The sequence below is a fragment of the Martinezella miluonensis genome (assembly GCF_900094545.1).
In the GTDB taxonomy this organism is placed as follows: domain Bacteria; phylum Pseudomonadota; class Alphaproteobacteria; order Rhizobiales; family Rhizobiaceae; genus Rhizobium; species Rhizobium miluonense.
Genome location: NZ_FMAH01000019.1, coordinates 38,875 through 57,122 on the forward strand (window position 1 = coordinate 38,875; position 18,248 = coordinate 57,122).

At 57.3% G+C, this 18,248-nt stretch carries 14 protein-coding genes; 5 read left to right on the forward strand and 9 right to left on the reverse strand.

The genetic code is table 11. The annotated features are described in order from the left end of the window. Positions 1–127: 127 nt before the first annotated feature. Positions 128–3,904, reverse strand: a complete 3,777-nt coding sequence (metH, locus tag GA0061102_RS16540; protein WP_092850922.1) for a methionine synthase — start codon at positions 3,902–3,904, stop codon at positions 128–130. Positions 3,905–4,169: 265 nt separating this feature from the next. Between metH and GA0061102_RS16545 the strand changes: the two genes are divergently transcribed. Then, entirely contained in the window at positions 4,170–5,426 is a 1,257-nt protein-coding gene (locus GA0061102_RS16545; protein WP_092850925.1) for an AGE family epimerase/isomerase, read from the forward strand. A gap of 45 nt (positions 5,427–5,471) precedes the next feature. On the opposite strand, the gene GA0061102_RS16550 is transcribed toward GA0061102_RS16545, so the two are convergent. After that, positions 5,472–5,960, reverse strand: a complete 489-nt coding sequence (locus GA0061102_RS16550; RefSeq protein ID WP_092850927.1) for a heme-degrading domain-containing protein — start codon at positions 5,958–5,960, stop codon at positions 5,472–5,474. Positions 5,961–6,019: 59 nt separating this feature from the next. Further along, positions 6,020–6,958: an ATP-grasp fold amidoligase family protein gene (locus GA0061102_RS16555; RefSeq protein WP_092851081.1), complete on the reverse strand. Its 939-nt coding sequence runs from the start codon at positions 6,956–6,958 to the stop codon at positions 6,020–6,022. Between the two features lie 92 nt (positions 6,959–7,050). Between GA0061102_RS16555 and GA0061102_RS16560 the strand changes: the two genes are divergently transcribed. After that, positions 7,051–8,559, forward strand: a complete 1,509-nt coding sequence (locus tag GA0061102_RS16560) for a lipopolysaccharide biosynthesis protein (RefSeq protein ID WP_092851083.1) — start codon at positions 7,051–7,053, stop codon at positions 8,557–8,559. A gap of 5 nt (positions 8,560–8,564) precedes the next feature. On the opposite strand, the gene GA0061102_RS16565 is transcribed toward GA0061102_RS16560, so the two are convergent. After that, positions 8,565–9,836: a GumK N-terminal domain-containing glycosyltransferase gene (locus GA0061102_RS16565; protein WP_245298031.1), complete on the reverse strand. Its 1,272-nt coding sequence runs from the start codon at positions 9,834–9,836 to the stop codon at positions 8,565–8,567. Positions 9,837–10,055: 219 nt separating this feature from the next. Here GA0061102_RS16565 and GA0061102_RS16570 point away from each other — a divergent pair, with 219 nt between their 5' ends. The 3 genes from GA0061102_RS16570 (at position 10,056) to GA0061102_RS16590 (ending at position 13,441) form a co-directional block, all read left to right on the forward strand. Further along, positions 10,056–11,048 (forward strand): polysaccharide lyase family 20 protein, encoded by a 993-nt coding sequence (locus GA0061102_RS16570; protein ID WP_092850931.1) that lies wholly within the window; start codon positions 10,056–10,058, stop codon positions 11,046–11,048. Positions 11,049–11,169: 121 nt separating this feature from the next. Then, positions 11,170–11,466, forward strand: a complete 297-nt coding sequence (locus tag GA0061102_RS16575; RefSeq protein WP_092850933.1) for a hypothetical protein — start codon at positions 11,170–11,172, stop codon at positions 11,464–11,466. Positions 11,467–12,769: 1,303 nt separating this feature from the next. Beyond that, positions 12,770–13,441, forward strand: coding sequence for a class I SAM-dependent methyltransferase (locus tag GA0061102_RS16590; RefSeq protein ID WP_245298032.1), 672 nt, complete (start codon positions 12,770–12,772; stop codon positions 13,439–13,441). Between the two features lie 393 nt (positions 13,442–13,834). Here GA0061102_RS16590 and GA0061102_RS16595 read toward each other — a convergent pair whose 3' ends face one another. The 5 genes from GA0061102_RS16595 to GA0061102_RS16615 form a co-directional block, all read right to left on the reverse strand. Next, positions 13,835–14,497, reverse strand: coding sequence for a response regulator transcription factor (locus tag GA0061102_RS16595; protein WP_092850937.1), 663 nt, complete (start codon positions 14,495–14,497; stop codon positions 13,835–13,837). A 3-nt stretch (positions 14,498–14,500) separates the two neighbouring features. Then, the gene (locus GA0061102_RS16600; RefSeq protein WP_092850938.1) at positions 14,501–15,565 is read right to left on the reverse strand and encodes a sensor histidine kinase; all 1,065 of its coding nucleotides are present in this window, start codon (positions 15,563–15,565) and stop codon (positions 14,501–14,503) included. 118 nt (positions 15,566–15,683) lie between these two features. After that, entirely contained in the window at positions 15,684–16,388 is a 705-nt protein-coding gene (locus GA0061102_RS16605; protein WP_425348538.1) for an MgtC/SapB family protein, read from the reverse strand. After that, the gene (locus GA0061102_RS16610; RefSeq protein ID WP_092850948.1) at positions 16,369–16,614 is read right to left on the reverse strand and encodes a hypothetical protein; all 246 of its coding nucleotides are present in this window, start codon (positions 16,612–16,614) and stop codon (positions 16,369–16,371) included. The genes GA0061102_RS16605 and GA0061102_RS16610 overlap by 20 nt, the downstream gene beginning before the upstream one ends. Positions 16,615–16,912: 298 nt before the next feature. Next, complete coding sequence (locus GA0061102_RS16615) at positions 16,913–18,244, reverse strand: ABC transporter ATP-binding protein (RefSeq protein WP_092850953.1); 1,332 nt, start codon at positions 18,242–18,244, stop codon at positions 16,913–16,915. Between the last annotated feature and the right edge of the window lie 4 nt (positions 18,245–18,248).

Consider the following 18,248-nt stretch of genomic DNA (forward strand, 5'->3'; position numbering starts at 1 on the left):
GCCCAGACAAGAGATTCATATCTGCAATCAAATTGATATCGTCGCAACCTCAGTGAGATTGCGACGATTGTGGAATGCGGAATGAGCCTGTGATCGAAACGCTCTAAGACGTTGAAACGACTCTCAATCAGGCCGCATCATCGACCACGTCATCGCCCTTCGCCGGCACATAGTTTAGCACCGGACCCAGCCAACGCTCTACCTCGGCGACGGGCATGCCCTTGCGGATCGAATAGTCCTCGACCTGATCGCGCTCGACCTTGGCGACGCCGAAATAGTAGGAGTCGGGATGCCCGATATAGATGCCGGACACCGAGGAACCGGGCCACATCGCATAGCTCTCCGTGAGCTTGACGCCGGTCGCCGCTTCGGCATCGAGCAGACGGAAGAGCGTTTCCTTTTCGGTGTGATCGGGCTGCGCGGGATAGCCGGGCGCCGGACGAATGCCGGCATAGGCTTCCGAAACAAGCTCCTCGCCGGAAAAGTTCTCATCTGGAGCATAACCCCAGAATTCACGTCGGACGCGCTCGTGCATCCGTTCAGCGAAGGCTTCGGCAAAACGATCGGCGAGCGCCTTCACCAGGATCGACGAATAATCGTCATTGGCGCGTTCGAAGCGCTCGGCAATAGCGATTTCTTCGATCCCCGCTGTGACGACGAAACCGCCGACATAGTCGCCCACATCGCTCGAAATCGGCGCAACGAAGTCCGAAAGAGCGACATTCGGGCGACCGTCACGCTTCGACAGCTGCTGGCGTAGCGTGTAGAACGTCGCAAGCTCACTGGAACGGCTTCCGTCCGTGAACAGCTTGATGTCGTCACCGACGGTACCGGCCGGCCAGAAGCCGATGACGGCGCGAGGCCGGAACCAGTTTTCCGAGATGATCTTTTCCAGCATCGCCTGAGCGTCGCCATAAAGCTGCCGCGCCGCCTCGCCCTGCTTTTCATCTTCGAGGATCGCCGGGAAGCGCCCCTTCAACTCCCAGGTCTGGAAGAATGGCGTCCAGTCGATATATTTAGCGAGTTCCGCCAGATCGTAGTTCTCGAATACCTTTGTTCCGAAGAACTGCGGCTTGACGGGCTTGTAGTTCGCCCAATCGACCTTCTGGGCATTCTCGCGGGCTCTGGCAATCGGCAGGCGCACCTTCTCCGCCTCGCTGCGCGCATGGGCGGCGGCGACTTTGGCATATTCCGTCCTGATAGTGTCGACATAGCCCTGCTTGGCATCCTGCGACAGTAGCGACGAGACAACACCGACGGCGCGGCTGGCATCGGTGACGTAAACCGCCTGCCCCTTCTCGTAGCGCGGATGGATCTTCACCGCCGTATGCACACGGCTGGTGGTCGCACCGCCGATCAGCAACGGAATGTCAAAACCCTGCCTCTCCATCTCCGAGGCGACATGCACCATTTCATCCAGGGACGGCGTGATCAGGCCCGAGAGGCCAATAATATCGACCTTCTCGGCAACTGCCGTTTCGAGAATCTTCGTCGTCGGCACCATCACGCCGAGATCGATGATCTCGTAGTTGTTGCAGGCGAGCACAACGCCGACGATATTCTTGCCGATATCATGCACGTCGCCCTTGACTGTCGCCATCAGCACCTTGCCGGCGGACTGTCGTTCGCTGACGCCGCCATTGGCGAGCTTCTCAGCTTCCATGTAGGGCAGCAACACGGCAACAGCCTGCTTCATCACGCGAGCGGACTTCACCACCTGCGGCAGGAACATCTTGCCCGCACCAAAAAGATCGCCAACGACGTTCATACCGGCCATCAGCGGGCCTTCGATAACATGCAGGGGACGCTCGGCTGCCTGACGCGCCTCCTCGGTATCGGCCTCGATATACTCGGTAATGCCGTTGACCAGCGCATGCTCCAGCCGCTTCGCGACGGGCCATTCGCGCCAGGAAAGATCCTGCGCCCTCGCTTCCTTGCTGCCAGCTCCGCGGAAACGCTCGGCAATTTCAAGCAGCCTTTCCGTGCCGTCAGGCCGGCGATTGAGAACGACATCCTCGCAGGCCTCGCGCAGTTCAGGGTCGATGTTGTCGTAGACTGCGAGCTGACCGGCATTGACAATGCCCATGTCCATACCCGCCTGAATGGCGTGGTAGAGGAACACGGCATGCATCGCTTCGCGGACGGGTTCATTGCCACGGAAGGAAAATGACAGGTTCGACACGCCGCCGGAAATATGAACCAGCGGCATGGTCTGACGGATCGTCCGCGTCGCTTCGATGAAGTCGACGCCGTAATTGTTGTGTTCCTCGATACCGGTCGCAACGGCGAAGATGTTCGGATCGAAGATGATATCTTCCGGCGGCAGGCCTGCCTTTTCCGTCAGCAGCTTATAAGCGCGCGAGCAAATCTCGACCTTACGCTCATAGCTATCTGCCTGCCCCTGCTCATCGAACGCCATGACCACGACTGCAGCGCCATACATGCGCATCAGGCGGGCCTGCTTGAGGAAGTTCTCCTCACCCTCTTTCAAGGAGATCGAATTGACGATCGGCTTGCCCTGCACGCATTTCAAACCAGCCTCGATGATCGAGAATTTCGAGCTGTCGATCATCACGGGAACGCGGGCAATGTCCGGCTCGGCGGCAACCAAATTCAAAAACTCGACCATGGCCTTTTCGGAATCGATCAGGCCCTCGTCCATATTGATGTCAATGACTTGCGCACCGTTCTCGACCTGATCGCGGGCAACCGCCAGCGCTGCCGAATAGTCGGCATTGGTGATCAGCTTGCGGAATTTCGCGGAACCCGTGACATTCGTACGCTCGCCAACGTTGACAAACGGAATGTCCTTGGTGAGCTCGAACGGTTCGAGACCGGAAAGTGACATAAAGGGGCGGTGCTCGGCCGGCTTGCGCGGAGGATATTTCGAAACCGCCTTGGCGATCGCAGCGATATGCTCAGGCGTGGAGCCACAGCAGCCGCCAACGATATTCACGAGGCCTTCGCGCGCAAACTCCTCCACCTGAGCCGCCATCATTTCGGGCGTCTCGTCATACTGGCCGAACTCGTTCGGCAAGCCGGCGTTGGGATAGGCGCAGATGAACGTGTCTGAAGCCGCCGAAAGCTCCTGTAGATGCGGCAGCATAGCATTTGCGCCGAGAGCGCAATTGAGGCCGACTGTGAAAGGGCTGGCGTGACGCACGGAGTTCCAGAAGGCCGACGGAGTCTGACCCGACAGCGTGCGGCCCGAAAGATCCGTGATCGTGCCTGAAATCATGACCGGCAGGTGGATGCCCTTGGCCTCGAAGCGCTCTTCACAGGCGAAAATCGCTGCCTTGGCGTTCAAAGTATCGAAAATGGTCTCGATCAGGATGATGTCGGCGCCGCCATCGATCAGGCCGTCAATCTGCTCGCCATAGGCCAGGCGCAAATCGTCGAAGCTGACGGCGCGATAGCCGGGATTGTTCACATCAGGGGAAATGGAAGCGGTACGGTTGGTCGGACCGATGGCGCCGGCCACGAAGCGGCGCTTGCCGTCTTCCCGTTCCGCACGGATTGCGGCGCGGCGGACGATCTCGGCCCCCTCTTTGTTGAGATCATAGACCGCACCTTCCATCTGGTAGTCCGCTTGCGCGATGCTCGTGGATGAGAAGGTGTTGGTTTCCAGGATGTCGGCACCGGCCTTGGCGTAGCGATAATGAATCTCTTCGATCGCGTCAGGCTGGGTCAGAATAAGAAGGTCGTTATTGCCCTTCTGGTGACAGGCGCAGCCTATGAAGCGATGACCCCGAAACTGGTCCTCGTCGAAACCGAGACCTTGGATCTGCGTACCCATGGCGCCATCGAGCACGAGAATGCGCTCGCTCGCAGCCTTTCGCAGAGCTTTGAGTATTTCGCCGCCGTCACGCTTTGTCGTTTCGGAACCAAAAAGATCGTCAAACATTGGGTGAATTCCTCTGGCCTGATTACGACTCCGCAATCAGATCACATAAAGATATCTTTATGTCAATATATCTATGCTCTAGTCGCGCGCAACGCAAGCTCGCTGCTTCTATAGCCTACCCAATTTGCGAAAAATACGAATAAAGCGATTCCCCATCCGACCATGGACAAAACAATGCCGTCGACACAGTTTCCTCCCATCACGCCATGACAGCACTTTCGGGCAGCGCTATAGGGCTTGTGGAAAAGAATCCAAGGAGGACGGCATGAATACACAGGTTGAACCCGCAACGCTCGGAAACTGGAGCACGCGCGCCTATCATCGGCGCTGGCTGCTTGATCAGGCGAGCGCGCTCTTTGACTTCTTCCAGTATCGCGCCGTCAATCCCAAAGGCGGCTTCTATGACTTAGACGATGCCGGCAAGCCGCTGGATGCGACCAATCCGGTACGCGGCATTCATTCGACGGCCCGCATGGTCCATTGCTTCTCGATCGGATCACTGCTCGGCCGCCCCGGCGCGAACGAGATTGTCGATCACGGAATGAACTATCTGTGGAAGCATCACCGCGATACGAAACATGGCGGTTACGTCTGGTCGGTGAACAATGACGGCCCGGTCGATTCCAGCAAGCAGGGCTATGGCCATGCATTCGTACTGCTCGCAGCCTCCTCCGCCAAGACGATCGGCCATCCTCTGGCCGACGGGATGCTCGCCGATGTCACCGAAATTCTGAATGCGAAGTTCTGGGAAGAAAAGCACGGCGCGATTGCCGAGGAGTTCAATCAGGATTGGTCGCTGATCGATGGCGGTAGCTATCGCGGCCAGAACTCCAACATGCATTTGACCGAAGCCCTGATGGCCGCTTTCGAAGCAACGGGCGACAAGTCGTACCTCGACAAGGCTGAAAGCATCGCCGATCTCGTCATCAGGCGATCGGCTGGATCCGTTGGCTGGCGCGTGGCCGAACACTTCAACACCGATTGGGTGCTGGACAAGGATTACCGCGGCAACGAAATGTTCCGCCCATCGGGCACGACGCCAGGGCATTGGCTGGAATGGGCGCGCCTCATCCTACAGCTTTGGTCTTTGGGGGAAAAGCGTCACGACTGGATGCCGGAAGCGGCTAAAGGCTTGTTCTCTCAGTCCATGTCACTGGGTTGGGACAGCAAAAAGAACGGGTTCTTCTACACGCTCGATTGGGAAGATGTGCCTGCAAAGCGCAACAAGCTCTGGTGGCCTGCCTGCGAAGGCGCCGGCGCCGCTTACTATCTGAATGAGCACGTTCCGAGTGATTTCCACGAGGAAAGCTATCGCAAGATTTGGAGCGTGATCGGCCAGGCGTTCATAGATCGCACCAATGGTGGTTGGCATGAGGAACTGACGGAAGATCTCGTTCCGGCTCACACGCTGTTCCCCGGCAAGGGTGATATCTACCACGCCTTGCAAGCATGTCTGATCCCCCTCTTCTCGGCAACGGGCAGCCTGACCAAAGTCATCACCGAGGCCGGCGGAAAGATCTGACATTGGTGGCGGCGCCCGCTCAAAGCCCGGCGCCGCCTCAGCCCTCTAGCCGAGGCTGAGATTGTGGAGTTCGTGGCCGAGCGTGAGAGCCAAAGCCTCGACAACGAGATTGTGGTCTTCACGCTGAGGGAGACCTGAAACCGTGACAGCACCAATGCAGCCCGTGCCGTTGACGAAAATGGGGAAGCTGCCGCCGGATGCGGCGTACTCGGCGCTCGAAAGCCCGCTCTCCTCGATCGTCTTGCCCTGCTGCTGCAGCCGCAATGTGCTGGCATAGCTGCTACGAAAATAGCGCAGCACCATGTTGCACTTGCGGCGTATCCAGTTGGAATTGTCGGGTGTCGATCCGGGCAAGGCTATGTAAAAAACCGGCATGGAGTGCAGCGTGATGTCGATGGCAACGCCGAGATTACGCTCGCTGGCGAGATCATGCAGCAACTTGCCGAGTACCCAGGCAGTCGAGAGGTCAAAGGCGTCGAAACGCAGCGTCTCCTCTTGCAGCGCGATACGATTGAGGTCCTTGTCGATCGTCATAGAAAACCTTCCCTAAAAATAGATCAGCCTATCAAACGCTGAGGGAGTGATTTGTCCACCTATCTATTCGACATTTCAAAACCAAGTTGCCACTTCTGGCCCAGCAGAAGATCGTATTCCTCCGGCTCGAGCACCTCGAAGCCTCCGCCTGGATAGAACGTCAACTCGCCGATGCAAACCCAATCTGCCGACGCATAGAAATCGACCCGCACGAAATCGATGTCGGAAGCGACGGTTTCCGCAACGGAAATCATCTCGTCGAGCCGCGGCGGACGCGCGACATGGCCCGGATAGAGACCGAGGTAATCCCGATCGAAGAACGGAAGCTTTTGCCAGTCCGGCGTATAGTTGCAGGAATAGCCCCGGCCATTCTCGCGTATGTCGATTTCGATATGCGATACCTTGCCGTTGAAGGTGAAGAGCCGGTAATCCCAGGGAACACGCCCCTCGACCAGCAGCATGCTTTCGATCAGGATGCGAGGTTCGATGCGCCTGTAGGCCCACTCCCGGTTATAAGACGCGTGGTCGATCGCCAGCCATTCGGCGGAAGGGTTGTTCTTAAGCAGCCGATCCACATCGGCCTGTCCGTAAAGAAAGAGCCCTACCCCGCTTGCATGGGTCGGCTTGACGACGGCGGGCAAGGAAATCTCGAACCAGTTGACGGCCGCAAGGTCTGTGCCGACCCAGAGTGTCGGGATGATGTACTGGCTACCCACTCTTTCCGCAATTAGCGCTTTCGCATCGGCCTTATCCACGAAACGCGGAAGCAGCGGATTACGATCATAGAGCTTCCGGGCCTGGATCTTCTCGGTGAGCGTTTGAGGCGACGTCAGATTGGGAAATCTGCCGCGGATGATACGATATTTCAACGCGCAATAGGACTTGTCGGGCAGCGGCGATATAAGGCGCCATAGAAGATTGTGCGCTCGCTCACGCAACCCCTTCTGGAGATACCCCGGAATAAGAAACCCATCCCGGTCGACGGTTCTATCTGTCATGGCAGCCAACTTAAATTTCAACTAGAACGCAAGTGAAAATTATCAGCGGGCCTTTAACACAAGGTTATGCGGCAACCTCCTAGATGAATTGCATGAGTACTTCTGTGTCCAATCTTCTTAAAAGTTCACTGATTAGCCTGGCGGCGACCTTGATTTCGCTGGTTGCCGGCTTTGCAACCAGTGTCATCGCCGCCCGCCTGCTTGGTCCGGCAGGATCCGGCAAAGTTGCCTACGCATTGTGGATTGCGACCTCCGCCGCGGCATTGGCCGATATGGGACTTCCACAAGCATTGCTGCGCAACACTGGCGGCCTTTCAGGCGACGGCGAAGCATGGAAAATACTGGTGCGGACGGCACTGCGCAGTTTCATAATTTCGGTCAGCATGGTGGGCGCCGCCATATTGGCCTTTGCCGCGATCATCTACATTCAACGCGATGCACAGCACGCCTGGCTCTGGATCGTCACGGGGCTTTTGTTTTTAAGCTACGCATTCCACGTATTTTCCACGGCGATCGCGCGTGGGAGAAATCGGTTCGGCCAGACTGCACGGACGACCGCTCTTGGTGGAGTGTTACAAATTCCGCTCGTCTTTGTCGGAGCATGGCTGCTTGGCCCAACCGGCGCTCTGATCGGATATATCGCGCGCTACCTGCCGCAAGCGTTGCTATTGCGGAGCTATATCGATCGCGACATGAAACCGTCCCGTGAAGCCCTGACGCAGGAAATGCGGCGTTACGGTCGCCACATATGGTTGAGCGACCTCATCGAAATTCTGGTTCTGTCGCGGATAGAATTCCTGTTTCTTGGCTTCTTTCTTTCGTCGACCAGCATCGGGTATTTTGCAGCAGGCCTCGGCCTGGCCGGCCTAATCGAACAGGTGATGCTGCAGATATCACCAGCGCTGATCGTCAGCTTTACCGAAGCGCATGCGAAAAACGATCAGCAGATGCTGAACGCTGCGTACCGTCGTGTCATTCGCATAGTCGCGCTCGTCATGCTGCCGATCAGTTTCGGCGGCGCGGCCATCATGCCCGATCTTTTGCCTCTCATATTCGGCAATGCCTTCGATCCTGCCATACCGGCTTCCGCGACCTTGCTCGCCTTCGTCTGGCTTGCCGGGATGTCCGTCATTCCCTGGGGTATCATAGGCGCATCGGGGCGCAGCGTTCTTTTGCTACGCGTGCAGATCGTAAGTGGCCTATTGATGATATTGTTGCTCACAGCTCTCGTGCCGCGGATGGGCCTGCAGGGTGCTGCCCTTGCTCGCGCTGCCATTGTAACGCTGACTTTTGTTCTGCTCGGCTGGACTGCCTGGAGACATGTCCAGGTTTCCGTCCCGGTTACGGCACTGGCAAAAACGATGCTTGCCGCCGTTCTTTGCGCAGTGGCGGCTGGGGTCGGCATCTATAGTTTCGACGGAGCAATCGCGATCGCAACTGCCATTCCAGCGGGTGTGGTGGCTTATATGCTGGCTGTCCGCGTCCTGCGCCTCATCACCCCTGAAGACGTACAGATACTGATGGATACGGCTGGCGGAAAACTGCCCGGCGCCTCACGCCCACTCGCCAACAAGCTCTTGACCTTCCTGGCGCCAGGCTAGGCCAGTCATAGCGGTTCGAAGGCTGCACTCAGCGTCTGCCGCGCAACTTCGTCCCAAGTCATGATCCCATCGCGAAAGACCGGCGAACGCTGCATCGCCAACGCTGCATCGATTTTTTCGCGCCACGCTGCTTCGCCGTCGAGGCAGTAAGCAATACCATTGGCGCGGGCAAATGGGACGAGATCTGGCAACAGGATCGGTAGACCGCAATAGCTGTACTGCGCCAGCTTGAGGCTCGATTCCGCCAGATAAACCTCATTTTCGGTGAGGCGGTAGGGAGCGATGCCGAAATCCGCATGCTGCAGATAAGGCACAATGCTCTCAAAGTCTTTCTCGCCATAGATTACGACATTTGGTGGTGCCCAACCGCTCCAGGCCGCACCAAACACATGGAAATTCACATCTGGCGCAGCCGTTGCCATTGCGGCGACGGAAGCATGATCGAAAAGCATATTACCGATGGAAATGGCGTTGCGGGTGCCGGGCCGATATGGTGACGGCTGCTCTCGATCAAACAAGGCTGCATCAACGCCTTGGGGAATAACCCTTACGCGGCCGCCATGCGGAAGCAAGGCCCCTAGCCTTTCCGATGGAACGCAAACGGCGTCGAAACGACCAATCTCGGTCGCTTGGATATCCTGCAGCACCGGTGCCGCCCCTATGCTTCTCAGCAGGTCGCGGCAAAAATAGAGCGTACGCGCCTTCGGATTGAGCTTTTTAATCTGACCGAAGAAAGCGAGCGCCGAGCCGCTCTCAGCCAGCACCAGATCCGCATTACTTATGATGCGACGGGCAAAGCGCGGCAGGTAGCTGCCATAGAGCCGAAAGAGCACTGCGTTCGCCGCATTCAGAAAGCGGTTGCTCGAGCTGAATGCATGCAATGGCGGCAGATAGGCCCCCGCTCTCAAATTGGTATCGATCGTATGAAATCGGTTTGCTTGATCCTGCGACAAGGCTCGGAAGCGCGGGCGATCCTTAAGCAAGGTCAACCAACTATGACCTATAGTGAGAAAATGAACCTCATGCCCCTGTTCAGCCCAGTGGGATGCGATGAAATGGACCGACGCCTTGCGATAGCCACGCAGAAACGCGTGCGCTGTTAGAATGACGATTCTTCTTCGCTGCTCGGCCTCGTTTAAGGCCGGCTCTGCTTTCCTATTTGCCAAAGGCTGCCCCCAACAGCGCCCCTCAGCCGGTTTTGTCATGACCGACATTAAAACGTCGATAAAGCTGCGGCGGCGAACGATCATGTCCGGGGCGCTGATAGCCGCAGCCAAAGCCCAATTTTGCGGGATATGAACCGCAAAGCGTCTAACAGGCCGTTAAAGTTGAACGGGAAATGACACAATAAGTTGAGTAAATCTTCTGAAATCGAGCAAAATCAATTGCGGTCGCCATCAATGCATCGTGAAGCGACATACCTCTCACTTGCCTGCGAGAAGCGAACAGGTCATTGATAATGCTTTGCGAATGTCCCGCCATAGGAATATCCCAGCATGAATGCAAAATATGCGCTGCCCGCGATCCTGGCCTGCACCTGCGCCGGTGTCGTAACACCAGCTTTGGCTGAGGACGCCGCACAACTTGTGCTGCATGACGGATTCGACGGTAAGGACTTCGCCCCATCAGGCCATCTTTATTATCGGGAAAATTTCGAGCAGAAAGCTGGAACGATTGAATTTCAGTCAGACGTGAAGCGCTCGGGCACGGGAGCTTTGAAGCTCAGCGTCAAGCCATTCTGCCCGCCAGGCAAAGCAAATTGCAGCGAGAGAGCCGAAATCTGGGAACGCACAAAATACCGCGTGCCCTACGATCAGGGAGTCTGGTACGGCTTTGCCGTGAAATTTGCCGACCCCATTCCGTCAGGGGATCACCGCTATCTCATCGCGCAATGGAAGCGAGAAATTGGGCCACAGGCCGAGGGTGATTTCAGCCCCTTTCTGGCATTGCGGCTCAACAACGGCAAGCTGTTTGCCACGGTGGAAACCAACTACCTTGCTCCAGTCGCCAAGAAGGACGAGATCAAGAATGGTGGCAAAGCTTGCAGCGATGGCGAGACACCCGTCTGGTTCCGCCCAGATACCAATCAAATGCGCGCACTGGTCGCCACGGATGGCAATTGGAACACGGCAGATGGTGAAGAGTTTACGGATTGCACTAGCGCCATCAAGGTAATTAATCGCGGCAACAGCCTTCCGCCCCCCGCCTCAGGCTGGATTGATTTCGCCATTTACAGCAAACCCGGCCCGGATGGCTCAGGTCACATCGAAATATTCGCCAACAATAAATGGATTTCCACGGTCACGGGGCACATTGGACACGCGGATCATGGACTTGGTAAAAATCAATACTTTAAATTCGGCCCTTATCGTGCCGCCGATACTACGGTATGGACGCTTTATTACGACGATTTTCGCCGCTCGCCCCACTGCGCGGACGTATTGGCGGATCCCAATCTTTGCCCGATGAAATCGATTGACCACCAGTAGCCACTATTAGCAAATAGGGATCGAAAAGGCACTGCGGGTATCCCGTCGATTTTTTTTAAAAACTCGGCTGAACTTTTTCGCTTCTTGCCGGTTATCTCCCTTGGTGAAGGAGATAACCGAAATGCTTACCACCCATCGCGATTGCAAGCATCACGTCAAGAGGAATGCGATTCCATCTCTCGGCGAGATAGAGGGGCGCGTTGCTGTTCTGGAAATAGTCGCTCAATCTGCTTTGACCCACGTCTTCGATGAAGGAGAAGTGGACTTTGACGCAGCGTTTCTGTCTCAAATCCGCAGGGCCATGCATCGCAAATGTAAGGAGCTGAAGCTGGACGGCGAGGATACGGCGTCAGCACTTTCTTACGCAGAGGAATTGATCGAGGCCGCAGTGAATTCGTCGCATCCAATCCACCAATGATGCCTTCCGGGCCAAGATATATTTTGTTTCTGATGGTGGCGCTGACGTTTGTGCTCGGCGTCCTTCTCTTTCTTGCGCCCCGCGCGTCGATCGACAAACTTCAGCACCCGGCTCAATCCTCTGAGCGCAAAAATCCGCAGTGATGTTTCATAACGAGACCGTGTCGCATTAAGAGACAAAGCGCCTGTATCATCTCAGGAGCATATTAACGTCGAGAAATGATCGCGATTGCAAATCCCAAAAATCAAAGCAGTGTTTGCTACACCCGCCGCCTCGGCTCCAGCCCTAACCATGAATGGTCTAGCGAATGTCTATGATGGTCAACGCGCCTCTCTATTCCGACGATATCGACGTTCTTGCAAGCGCGCTCTTTGCTTGGTGTGCCGAACGCAGCATTAGATTGCAAAGTCAAGAAGGTCTGTCCGCTGCAAACGTGGCCATCAATCTTTACAATGCTGGTTACCAGACACAGGACCGGCTTCTTGGCGCCCTACACAATCATGATTTTCATTAGGGCATAACTGATATTGCCGTTCGAAGGCGAAGAACAAGCCGCGACGAGCTTGGCCTCGTCGGTCAGTGTTTAGAATTGGCGCAATCTCGCCTTCATCCCGCCGCCGCTTTTCGCAGCACCCCGGAGATGCACTCACGCTCTACGAGAATCCCGGGCCATTCGTCCTCATAGTATGGGGAATCATAGATAAGCGTGAAAGGGCCGCGATAACCAACCGCGTTGGACAGCTCTATGCAACGAACATAGTCCGCTAAATCGAGACCGGTAGTCGAATAGCGTTCCTTCGCGTGGCAGAGCTCAGCCCGCCCCATGATCTTCGCCAGATCTTCGTACTTGCCGACGCGCTCCCAATTTCCGAAATCACCATTGAGACCAACTTTTCCGCCTAAGGCGTCGAGAACACGGTTAACTTCGCTCGGCCCAGGCAACAGGTCGAACCAGTTTTCGGCGCGGCTGGCGACACCCTTGGAGAACGATGGCTCTGCAAGGAATGAAGATCTTGACGAAGATGATGATTAATAGTTTGAAATCACTGGGAAATATCGCAATTCCTTGTCCGACAAAATGAGTGAAGTTGTCTCCAGTTCATAGCAACATACCTCAGCTCGCGGCGTATCAATGACCCAGATACGCAATGGGATCCGGTCGAGCAAACAATCTGAAGTAGGGTTCCGCTATACTTTCGGAGCTTGCCATGGAATGCATAGCACCGCCGAACTCACCGATGTTGATCAACCGCAGCGGAGACGGCGTCTGATAACGGCGACGAAGAGCGAGCGGGAAAGCACATTGGAACGTAGCCAGGACAGCATCGCGAATCTCGACTGGGTGCGGCAGTTCATTGCTGCCAATCTTCCGATTCTGCCCGTTCCCGGCGTTCCGGAAATTCGCCTGCACAAAGCAGGCCCGCATAGCGGATTGCGGCGCCTTGCAGAGAGAGATCCGCAATTCGGCTCGCCCTACTGGGCACATCATTGGGGAGGAGGCCTGGTCCTGGCCCGGTACCTCTTTGACAGATCGGAAGTCGTCGCTGGCCACCGCGTGCTCGACCTCGGCGCCGGCTCGGGAATCGTGGGCATCGCAGCCGCAAAGAGCGGCGCTCGGGAAGTGTACGCTGCCGACGTCGATCCCTATGCCATTGCAGCCATCGGGCTTAATGCAGCGCTTAATGAGGTCGCCATCAAAGCCACCCTCGCCGACCTGACGACCGGCGAGCCGCCCGCAGTCGATATCATCTGTGTCGGCGATCTTTTCTACGAAGAAGCACTTGCGAAGTGCGTCACCGGATTTCTGGATCGCTGCCTGGCGCAGGGCATAAAGGTTTTGATCGGCGACCCATGGCGCGCCCATCTCCCGGCATCGAGACTTCGGTTTTTGGCGGAATATACCGTGCCGGATTTTGGCGAAGCCGCGGCAAGCCCCCGGCGAAGCGGTGTTTTCGCCAGCAATATGTCATCGTGAAAGGTGAAGGCGATTGGGAACGTCGGCAATGGCAAAATCCGGGTTCGGACCGTTTATGCCGCCGCAGTCTAGACTCTCAACTTCGCACGCCGGCGATTGCCGCGCTCCAGCTGCTTGGCAAGTTCGGCAAGCTCCGGGCTTGCCGCATCGAACACCGGTTTGGCATCATCGGCCAGCCAATGCCTTTCGTGTTTGGTTATTCGGGCGATGAGCGAGGATAGCCTCCGCGGCACGCTCTACGAAGTTCGATCTGGCAGCGCATCGATGGTCGATGGCAGATGATATTTCATCAGGGCACACTCACCACGCCACATCCCTGATGCTCCAAGATCATCCAGGCAGCAGAGCGATTACCCAGGGGCAAAGGCGTCATCCTATACGAACATATGAAGCCTAACGTGACCGGGGTGTAACGCCGCTGCCCTTGCCGTCGGCGGTTGCGTCGGACAATCCAAGACTATCTGCCATTCTGATGAGGTCGGCGATGGAGTCTGCTCGCATCTTGCGCATGACTTGGCCACGATGAACCTTCACGGTGATCTCGCTCAAACCGATTTCGGCGGCGATCTGCTTATTCAGGAGGCCACGCGCCACGAGGGACATCACCTCACGCTCGCGCGGCGTCAACGACGCGAAATGTTCGTGAAGATCGACTGCGGCGGCTTCCTTGCGAAGACGGGCGCGATCCACATCTAAAGCCTGCCGGATTGCGTCGAGAAGATCCTGTTCGCGAAAGGGCTTTAGAAGAAACTCCACCGCGCCGGCCTTCATGGCCCGCACGGACATCGGCACATCGCCATGGCCGGTAAGAAAGATGATCGGCGTCAGATAACCAGCCTTTGCAAGCTCATCCTGAAAGTCGAGACCGCTTGCATCCGGCATCCGAACGTCGAGGACGATGCAGGCCGGGCTGTTCGAGCGCGGATGCAGAAGAAAATCGCGCGGCGAAGCGAAGCCGCGCGTTTCATAGCCGACAGAACGCAGGAGGCTATCCAGCCCGTCGCGCACGGACGGATCATCATCGATCACATAGACGGCCGGTCGCTGTTCTTGCATATCCTATCCTCTTGTCTTTCCATCCAGCGGCAGGGTGAAGCCAAATACGGTCCCATGAGGGAAGTTCGGTGCCGCATAGACGGTGCCACCGTGCGCTTCGATAATCGACCGGCTGATTGCAAGCCCCATTCCCATGCCGTTCGGCTTGGTCGTGTAGAAAGCCTCGAATATTCTGTCGAGCCTGGCAGGCGCCACACCGATGCCTGTGTCGCGCACGCTGACCGTAATTTTGCTCTCGGCGGCGGCGGCGCTGACAAGCAACTCACGAGCCCCCGCATCGACATCCGCCAGGGCCTCGATCGCATTCATCACGAAATTGAGGATCACCTGCTGAAGCTGCACGCGATCGCCAGCCACGAACGGCAGATCACTCGCCAGCTCGGTGCGAAGAAGGATCTGGTTCTTCCGGATTTCGCCGCGAACGAGCTCCAACACGTCGCCAATCGCCTCGGTCAGATCAAACGTATCGCGCGAAGGGGATGAGCGGGCGACGAGCCTGCGAACGCGGCCGATGACGTCACCCGCCCGGCCTGCATCCATGACGATCCGCTCGATGGCCCGCCGCGCCTCTTCCTGGTCGGCAGGCGTGGCCGCAAGCCATCTAAGCGCGGCGTTGCCATTCGCTGTGATCGCCGTAATCGGCTGGCTGACCTCATGGGCAATGGATGTGCCGAGCTCGCCGACAATCATCAGGCGCGACATCCGTGCGAGTTCGGATTGCGCCGCCCTCGCTCTTGCATCAAACGTCTCGATCCTGATCGCCAGATAGGTCGTCGCACCTATGGCAACCAGACTGAGGATGCCATTGATCAGGCCGGCATGGGAAGCGCCGTGGCGTGTCAGAAAATAGCTCAATACCGTAAGGGCTGCACAGACAATGCCGACGACCGCAATCGCTCCGGTTCGTCCGAAGTTAACCGATAGCAGGATCACCGAAACATAGAGAACGGCAAACGCAATCTCCAAATCCGTGATGGTATCGCCGACAAAGATAACGCCTGCAAGAACCGCAATGCCGAGCCAGAGCAAGGGCATATCGAAAAGATACTTCAGAAACTCGCGCCTCATGCCTTTCGTCCTTGTATCAGCGTTTCGGCACGTAGAGTGCGCGAAAGGCAAACTGCCTCAGCCGAAGTCCGAACACAACCGCAGCCTTCAACCGCCTCATCAGCCTATAGCGCTGATTTTATTCGATGAGAGCCTCGGCCCGCCAGCGTGCAGCCGTCACCTGTGGCTCGAGACTGAGCCGTCCAACGATATGTTCAAGCGCAGCGTCTTCACGGTGGTCGGCAGTAACGATCGCCGTCACCTCCACTCGGTCGCTATCTTCGATATTGACGCTGTCCAGTTGCTGAAGATGCAGCTTGGCCGAACCGAACCCCTGAAGCATCAACGCGCGAACATGAGCCTCACCCTCATTCCTGCAAACCGCCGTCACCGTATATCGAACAATGAGCTCCGTGGTTGCTATGGATTGCCGGGCAATCACTTGGATCAAGGGACGCAGCGCCAGATTGACCAGAATGACAAAGGCTGTCGCTATAAGGGCATGCAGGGGATAGCCAGCGCCGGCCACAAGGCCGACAGCCGCCGAACACCAGAGCGTCGCGGCCGTATTGAGACCCCGAACATTAAGCCCTTCCTTAAAGATGACGCCAGCTCCAAGAAAGCCGATCCCGGAGACGACCTGCGCCGCCACCCGGGTCGGGCTGCCATCTCCTGGAAAGAGGCCCGCAAAATTGACGTATATGGCCGCTCCCAAGGCAACGAGCGTATTCGTCCGCAAGCCTGCGAGGCGCTGCCTCCATTGCCGTTCAAAACCGATAATGGCCCCAAACGCGAAGGCCGTACCCAGATTGAGAGCGATTTGATCAAGTTCGACGGTCATAATTGTCGTTCCAGGCATAATAATTGAAGAGACGCCGGCGTTGGCTGCGCCGGAGAATGACGAGGCTCTTTCTATTGAGGAATGCCGCCCAGCGAAGCAGCGTGCGCGTCTGGTTTACTGATAGAAAACCGGTGAAAAACAGTCGAGTAGCGCCTAGCATGAGCCAGTGCGCACCCCATACGAGCGCCCGCATGGCCACCAATCCGGCATAATCCTTCGGACGCTCCATTCGTGTCCGAAAGCGCCTCCTCCCACCCGAGTGCCGCGGTTTTCCCGCGCCAGGCTTGTTTCGGTTATTCCTGCTGCGAGCCTCCAGAAAGCAGCCAAGTTCTTCGTTGTTTCTGGGCATGACGATCCATCCCCCAGCCGGAAAGGCCGCGCGAGTGCAGGTCGCCACCGTTGGCAATCTGCCGGAATTCCCTGCGCTAGGTCCTGCCTTGGCTGCTTATCAAGTTCAAAAAAAATAATGGGGTCGCTCGCCGCCTCAGCCAGCGGCGACCCTGCAGCATTCGACCCGACAGCTTGTTTCAACTCGGGTTCTCCAGCGTGAACAGGTCGGCATTCTCGTCATAGGCGAAATATTCGGCGTAGCGGGCCCAGTTCGTGACCGCCTTGATGGTGGTGTCTGCGTAATCTTCCGACATGTAGTCCTCGAGTTCGTCGCGGAACCGCCGAGCCGGGGCGCGATGGGTCGGACGCTCGTCGAGCACGCGACGGATATGCGCGGCAAGCGGCACATAGGTCGCCAGATGCTGCTCGAAGAGCTTCTTGCGCTCATCGACATCGCTGTCGGAGAAACGCAGGCCGGGTGCGGTCAACTTGATGTCACCCCCTTCGAGATCGGCAAAGCGCAGAAGCTGCAGGATTTCCGCGACGGGGAACAGATCATCGATGCCGAGATGCAGATGCGTGGCCAGCGGCGGCAGGTCGGCCTGACCGCGATAAGGTTCGGCGGCAAGCGTCTCGATAAGACCGGACATCAGGTTGGTCGAGACCCGCGGCAGTGCCATGGCGATACCGGTGCCGGGGAAGAGACCGTCGCGTGTCGGCGCTCCGGTCTTCACCGTCATCCGAGCATAGATGTCTTCGACCAACATACGGAATGCCGGGTCGAGGCGGTTGCGCGGCTGCGGCAGATCCACCTTGATTTCAGCGATCACACGGCCGGGATTTGATCCGAAGATCAGGATGCGGTCGCACATCAGCACCGCTTCTTCGATGTTGTGCGTCACCATCAGAACCGACTCGATCGGCATGCGGCCTTCGCACCACAGGTCGAGAAGGTCAGTACGAAGCGTTTCCGCGGTCAAGACGTCGAGCGCGGAAAACGGCTCGTCCATCAGCAGCACTTTCGGCCGAACGACAAGCGCACGGGCAAGGCCGACACGTTGACGCATGCCGCCCGACAACTCTTTCGGATAGGCGCTTTCGAAGCCGTCGAGACCGATCAGGTCGATGGCGGCCAGTGCGCGCTTGCGGCGTTCCGACGAAGCGACACCCTGAGCCTCGAGGCCGAGTTCAACATTCTGCAGCACCGTCAGCCACGGAAACAGGGCGAAGCTCTGAAAGACGACAGCGACATCGGAATTGGGGCCAACCACCGGCCGGCCGGCGAAGGTGATCTCACCTTTGCTGGGACGGATCAGGCCGGCGATGGCGCGCAGCAGCGTGGACTTGCCCGAACCGGAGCGGCCAAGCAGACCGACGATTTCATTCGGGTAGAGCTGAAGGTCGACATTATCGAGTACGACCAGCGAACCCGAAGTTCCCTTGTCGTATGTCTGGCAGACCTGCTTGGCCAGAACCAGCGGCGTGCCATTTGCAATATCGACCTTTTTGGAGACGACAGCGTTTTCCATGTTC

What these genes read in the sequence shown, in the direction of transcription:
- GA0061102_RS16570 (WP_092850931.1), top strand. Translation starts at nt 10,056, where the DNA reads ATGAATGCAAAATATGCGCTGCCCGCGATCCTGGCCTGCACCTGCGCC.
- GA0061102_RS16550 (WP_092850927.1), bottom strand. Translation starts at nt 5,960, where the DNA reads ATGACGATCGACAAGGACCTCAATCGTATCGCGCTGCAAGAGGAGACG.
- GA0061102_RS16610 (WP_092850948.1), bottom strand. Translation starts at nt 16,614, where the DNA reads ATGGAGCGTCCGAAGGATTATGCCGGATTGGTGGCCATGCGGGCGCTC.
- GA0061102_RS16575 (WP_092850933.1), top strand. Translation starts at nt 11,170, where the DNA reads ATGCTTACCACCCATCGCGATTGCAAGCATCACGTCAAGAGGAATGCG.
- GA0061102_RS16595 (WP_092850937.1), bottom strand. Translation starts at nt 14,497, where the DNA reads ATGCAAGAACAGCGACCGGCCGTCTATGTGATCGATGATGATCCGTCC.
- GA0061102_RS16615 (WP_092850953.1), bottom strand. Translation starts at nt 18,244, where the DNA reads ATGGAAAACGCTGTCGTCTCCAAAAAGGTCGATATTGCAAATGGCACG.
- GA0061102_RS16600 (WP_092850938.1), bottom strand. Translation starts at nt 15,565, where the DNA reads ATGAGGCGCGAGTTTCTGAAGTATCTTTTCGATATGCCCTTGCTCTGG.
- GA0061102_RS16545 (WP_092850925.1), top strand. Translation starts at nt 4,170, where the DNA reads ATGAATACACAGGTTGAACCCGCAACGCTCGGAAACTGGAGCACGCGC.
- metH (WP_092850922.1), bottom strand. Translation starts at nt 3,904, where the DNA reads ATGTTTGACGATCTTTTTGGTTCCGAAACGACAAAGCGTGACGGCGGC.
- GA0061102_RS16560 (WP_092851083.1), top strand. Translation starts at nt 7,051, where the DNA reads ATGAGTACTTCTGTGTCCAATCTTCTTAAAAGTTCACTGATTAGCCTG.
- GA0061102_RS16555 (WP_092851081.1), bottom strand. Translation starts at nt 6,958, where the DNA reads ATGACAGATAGAACCGTCGACCGGGATGGGTTTCTTATTCCGGGGTAT.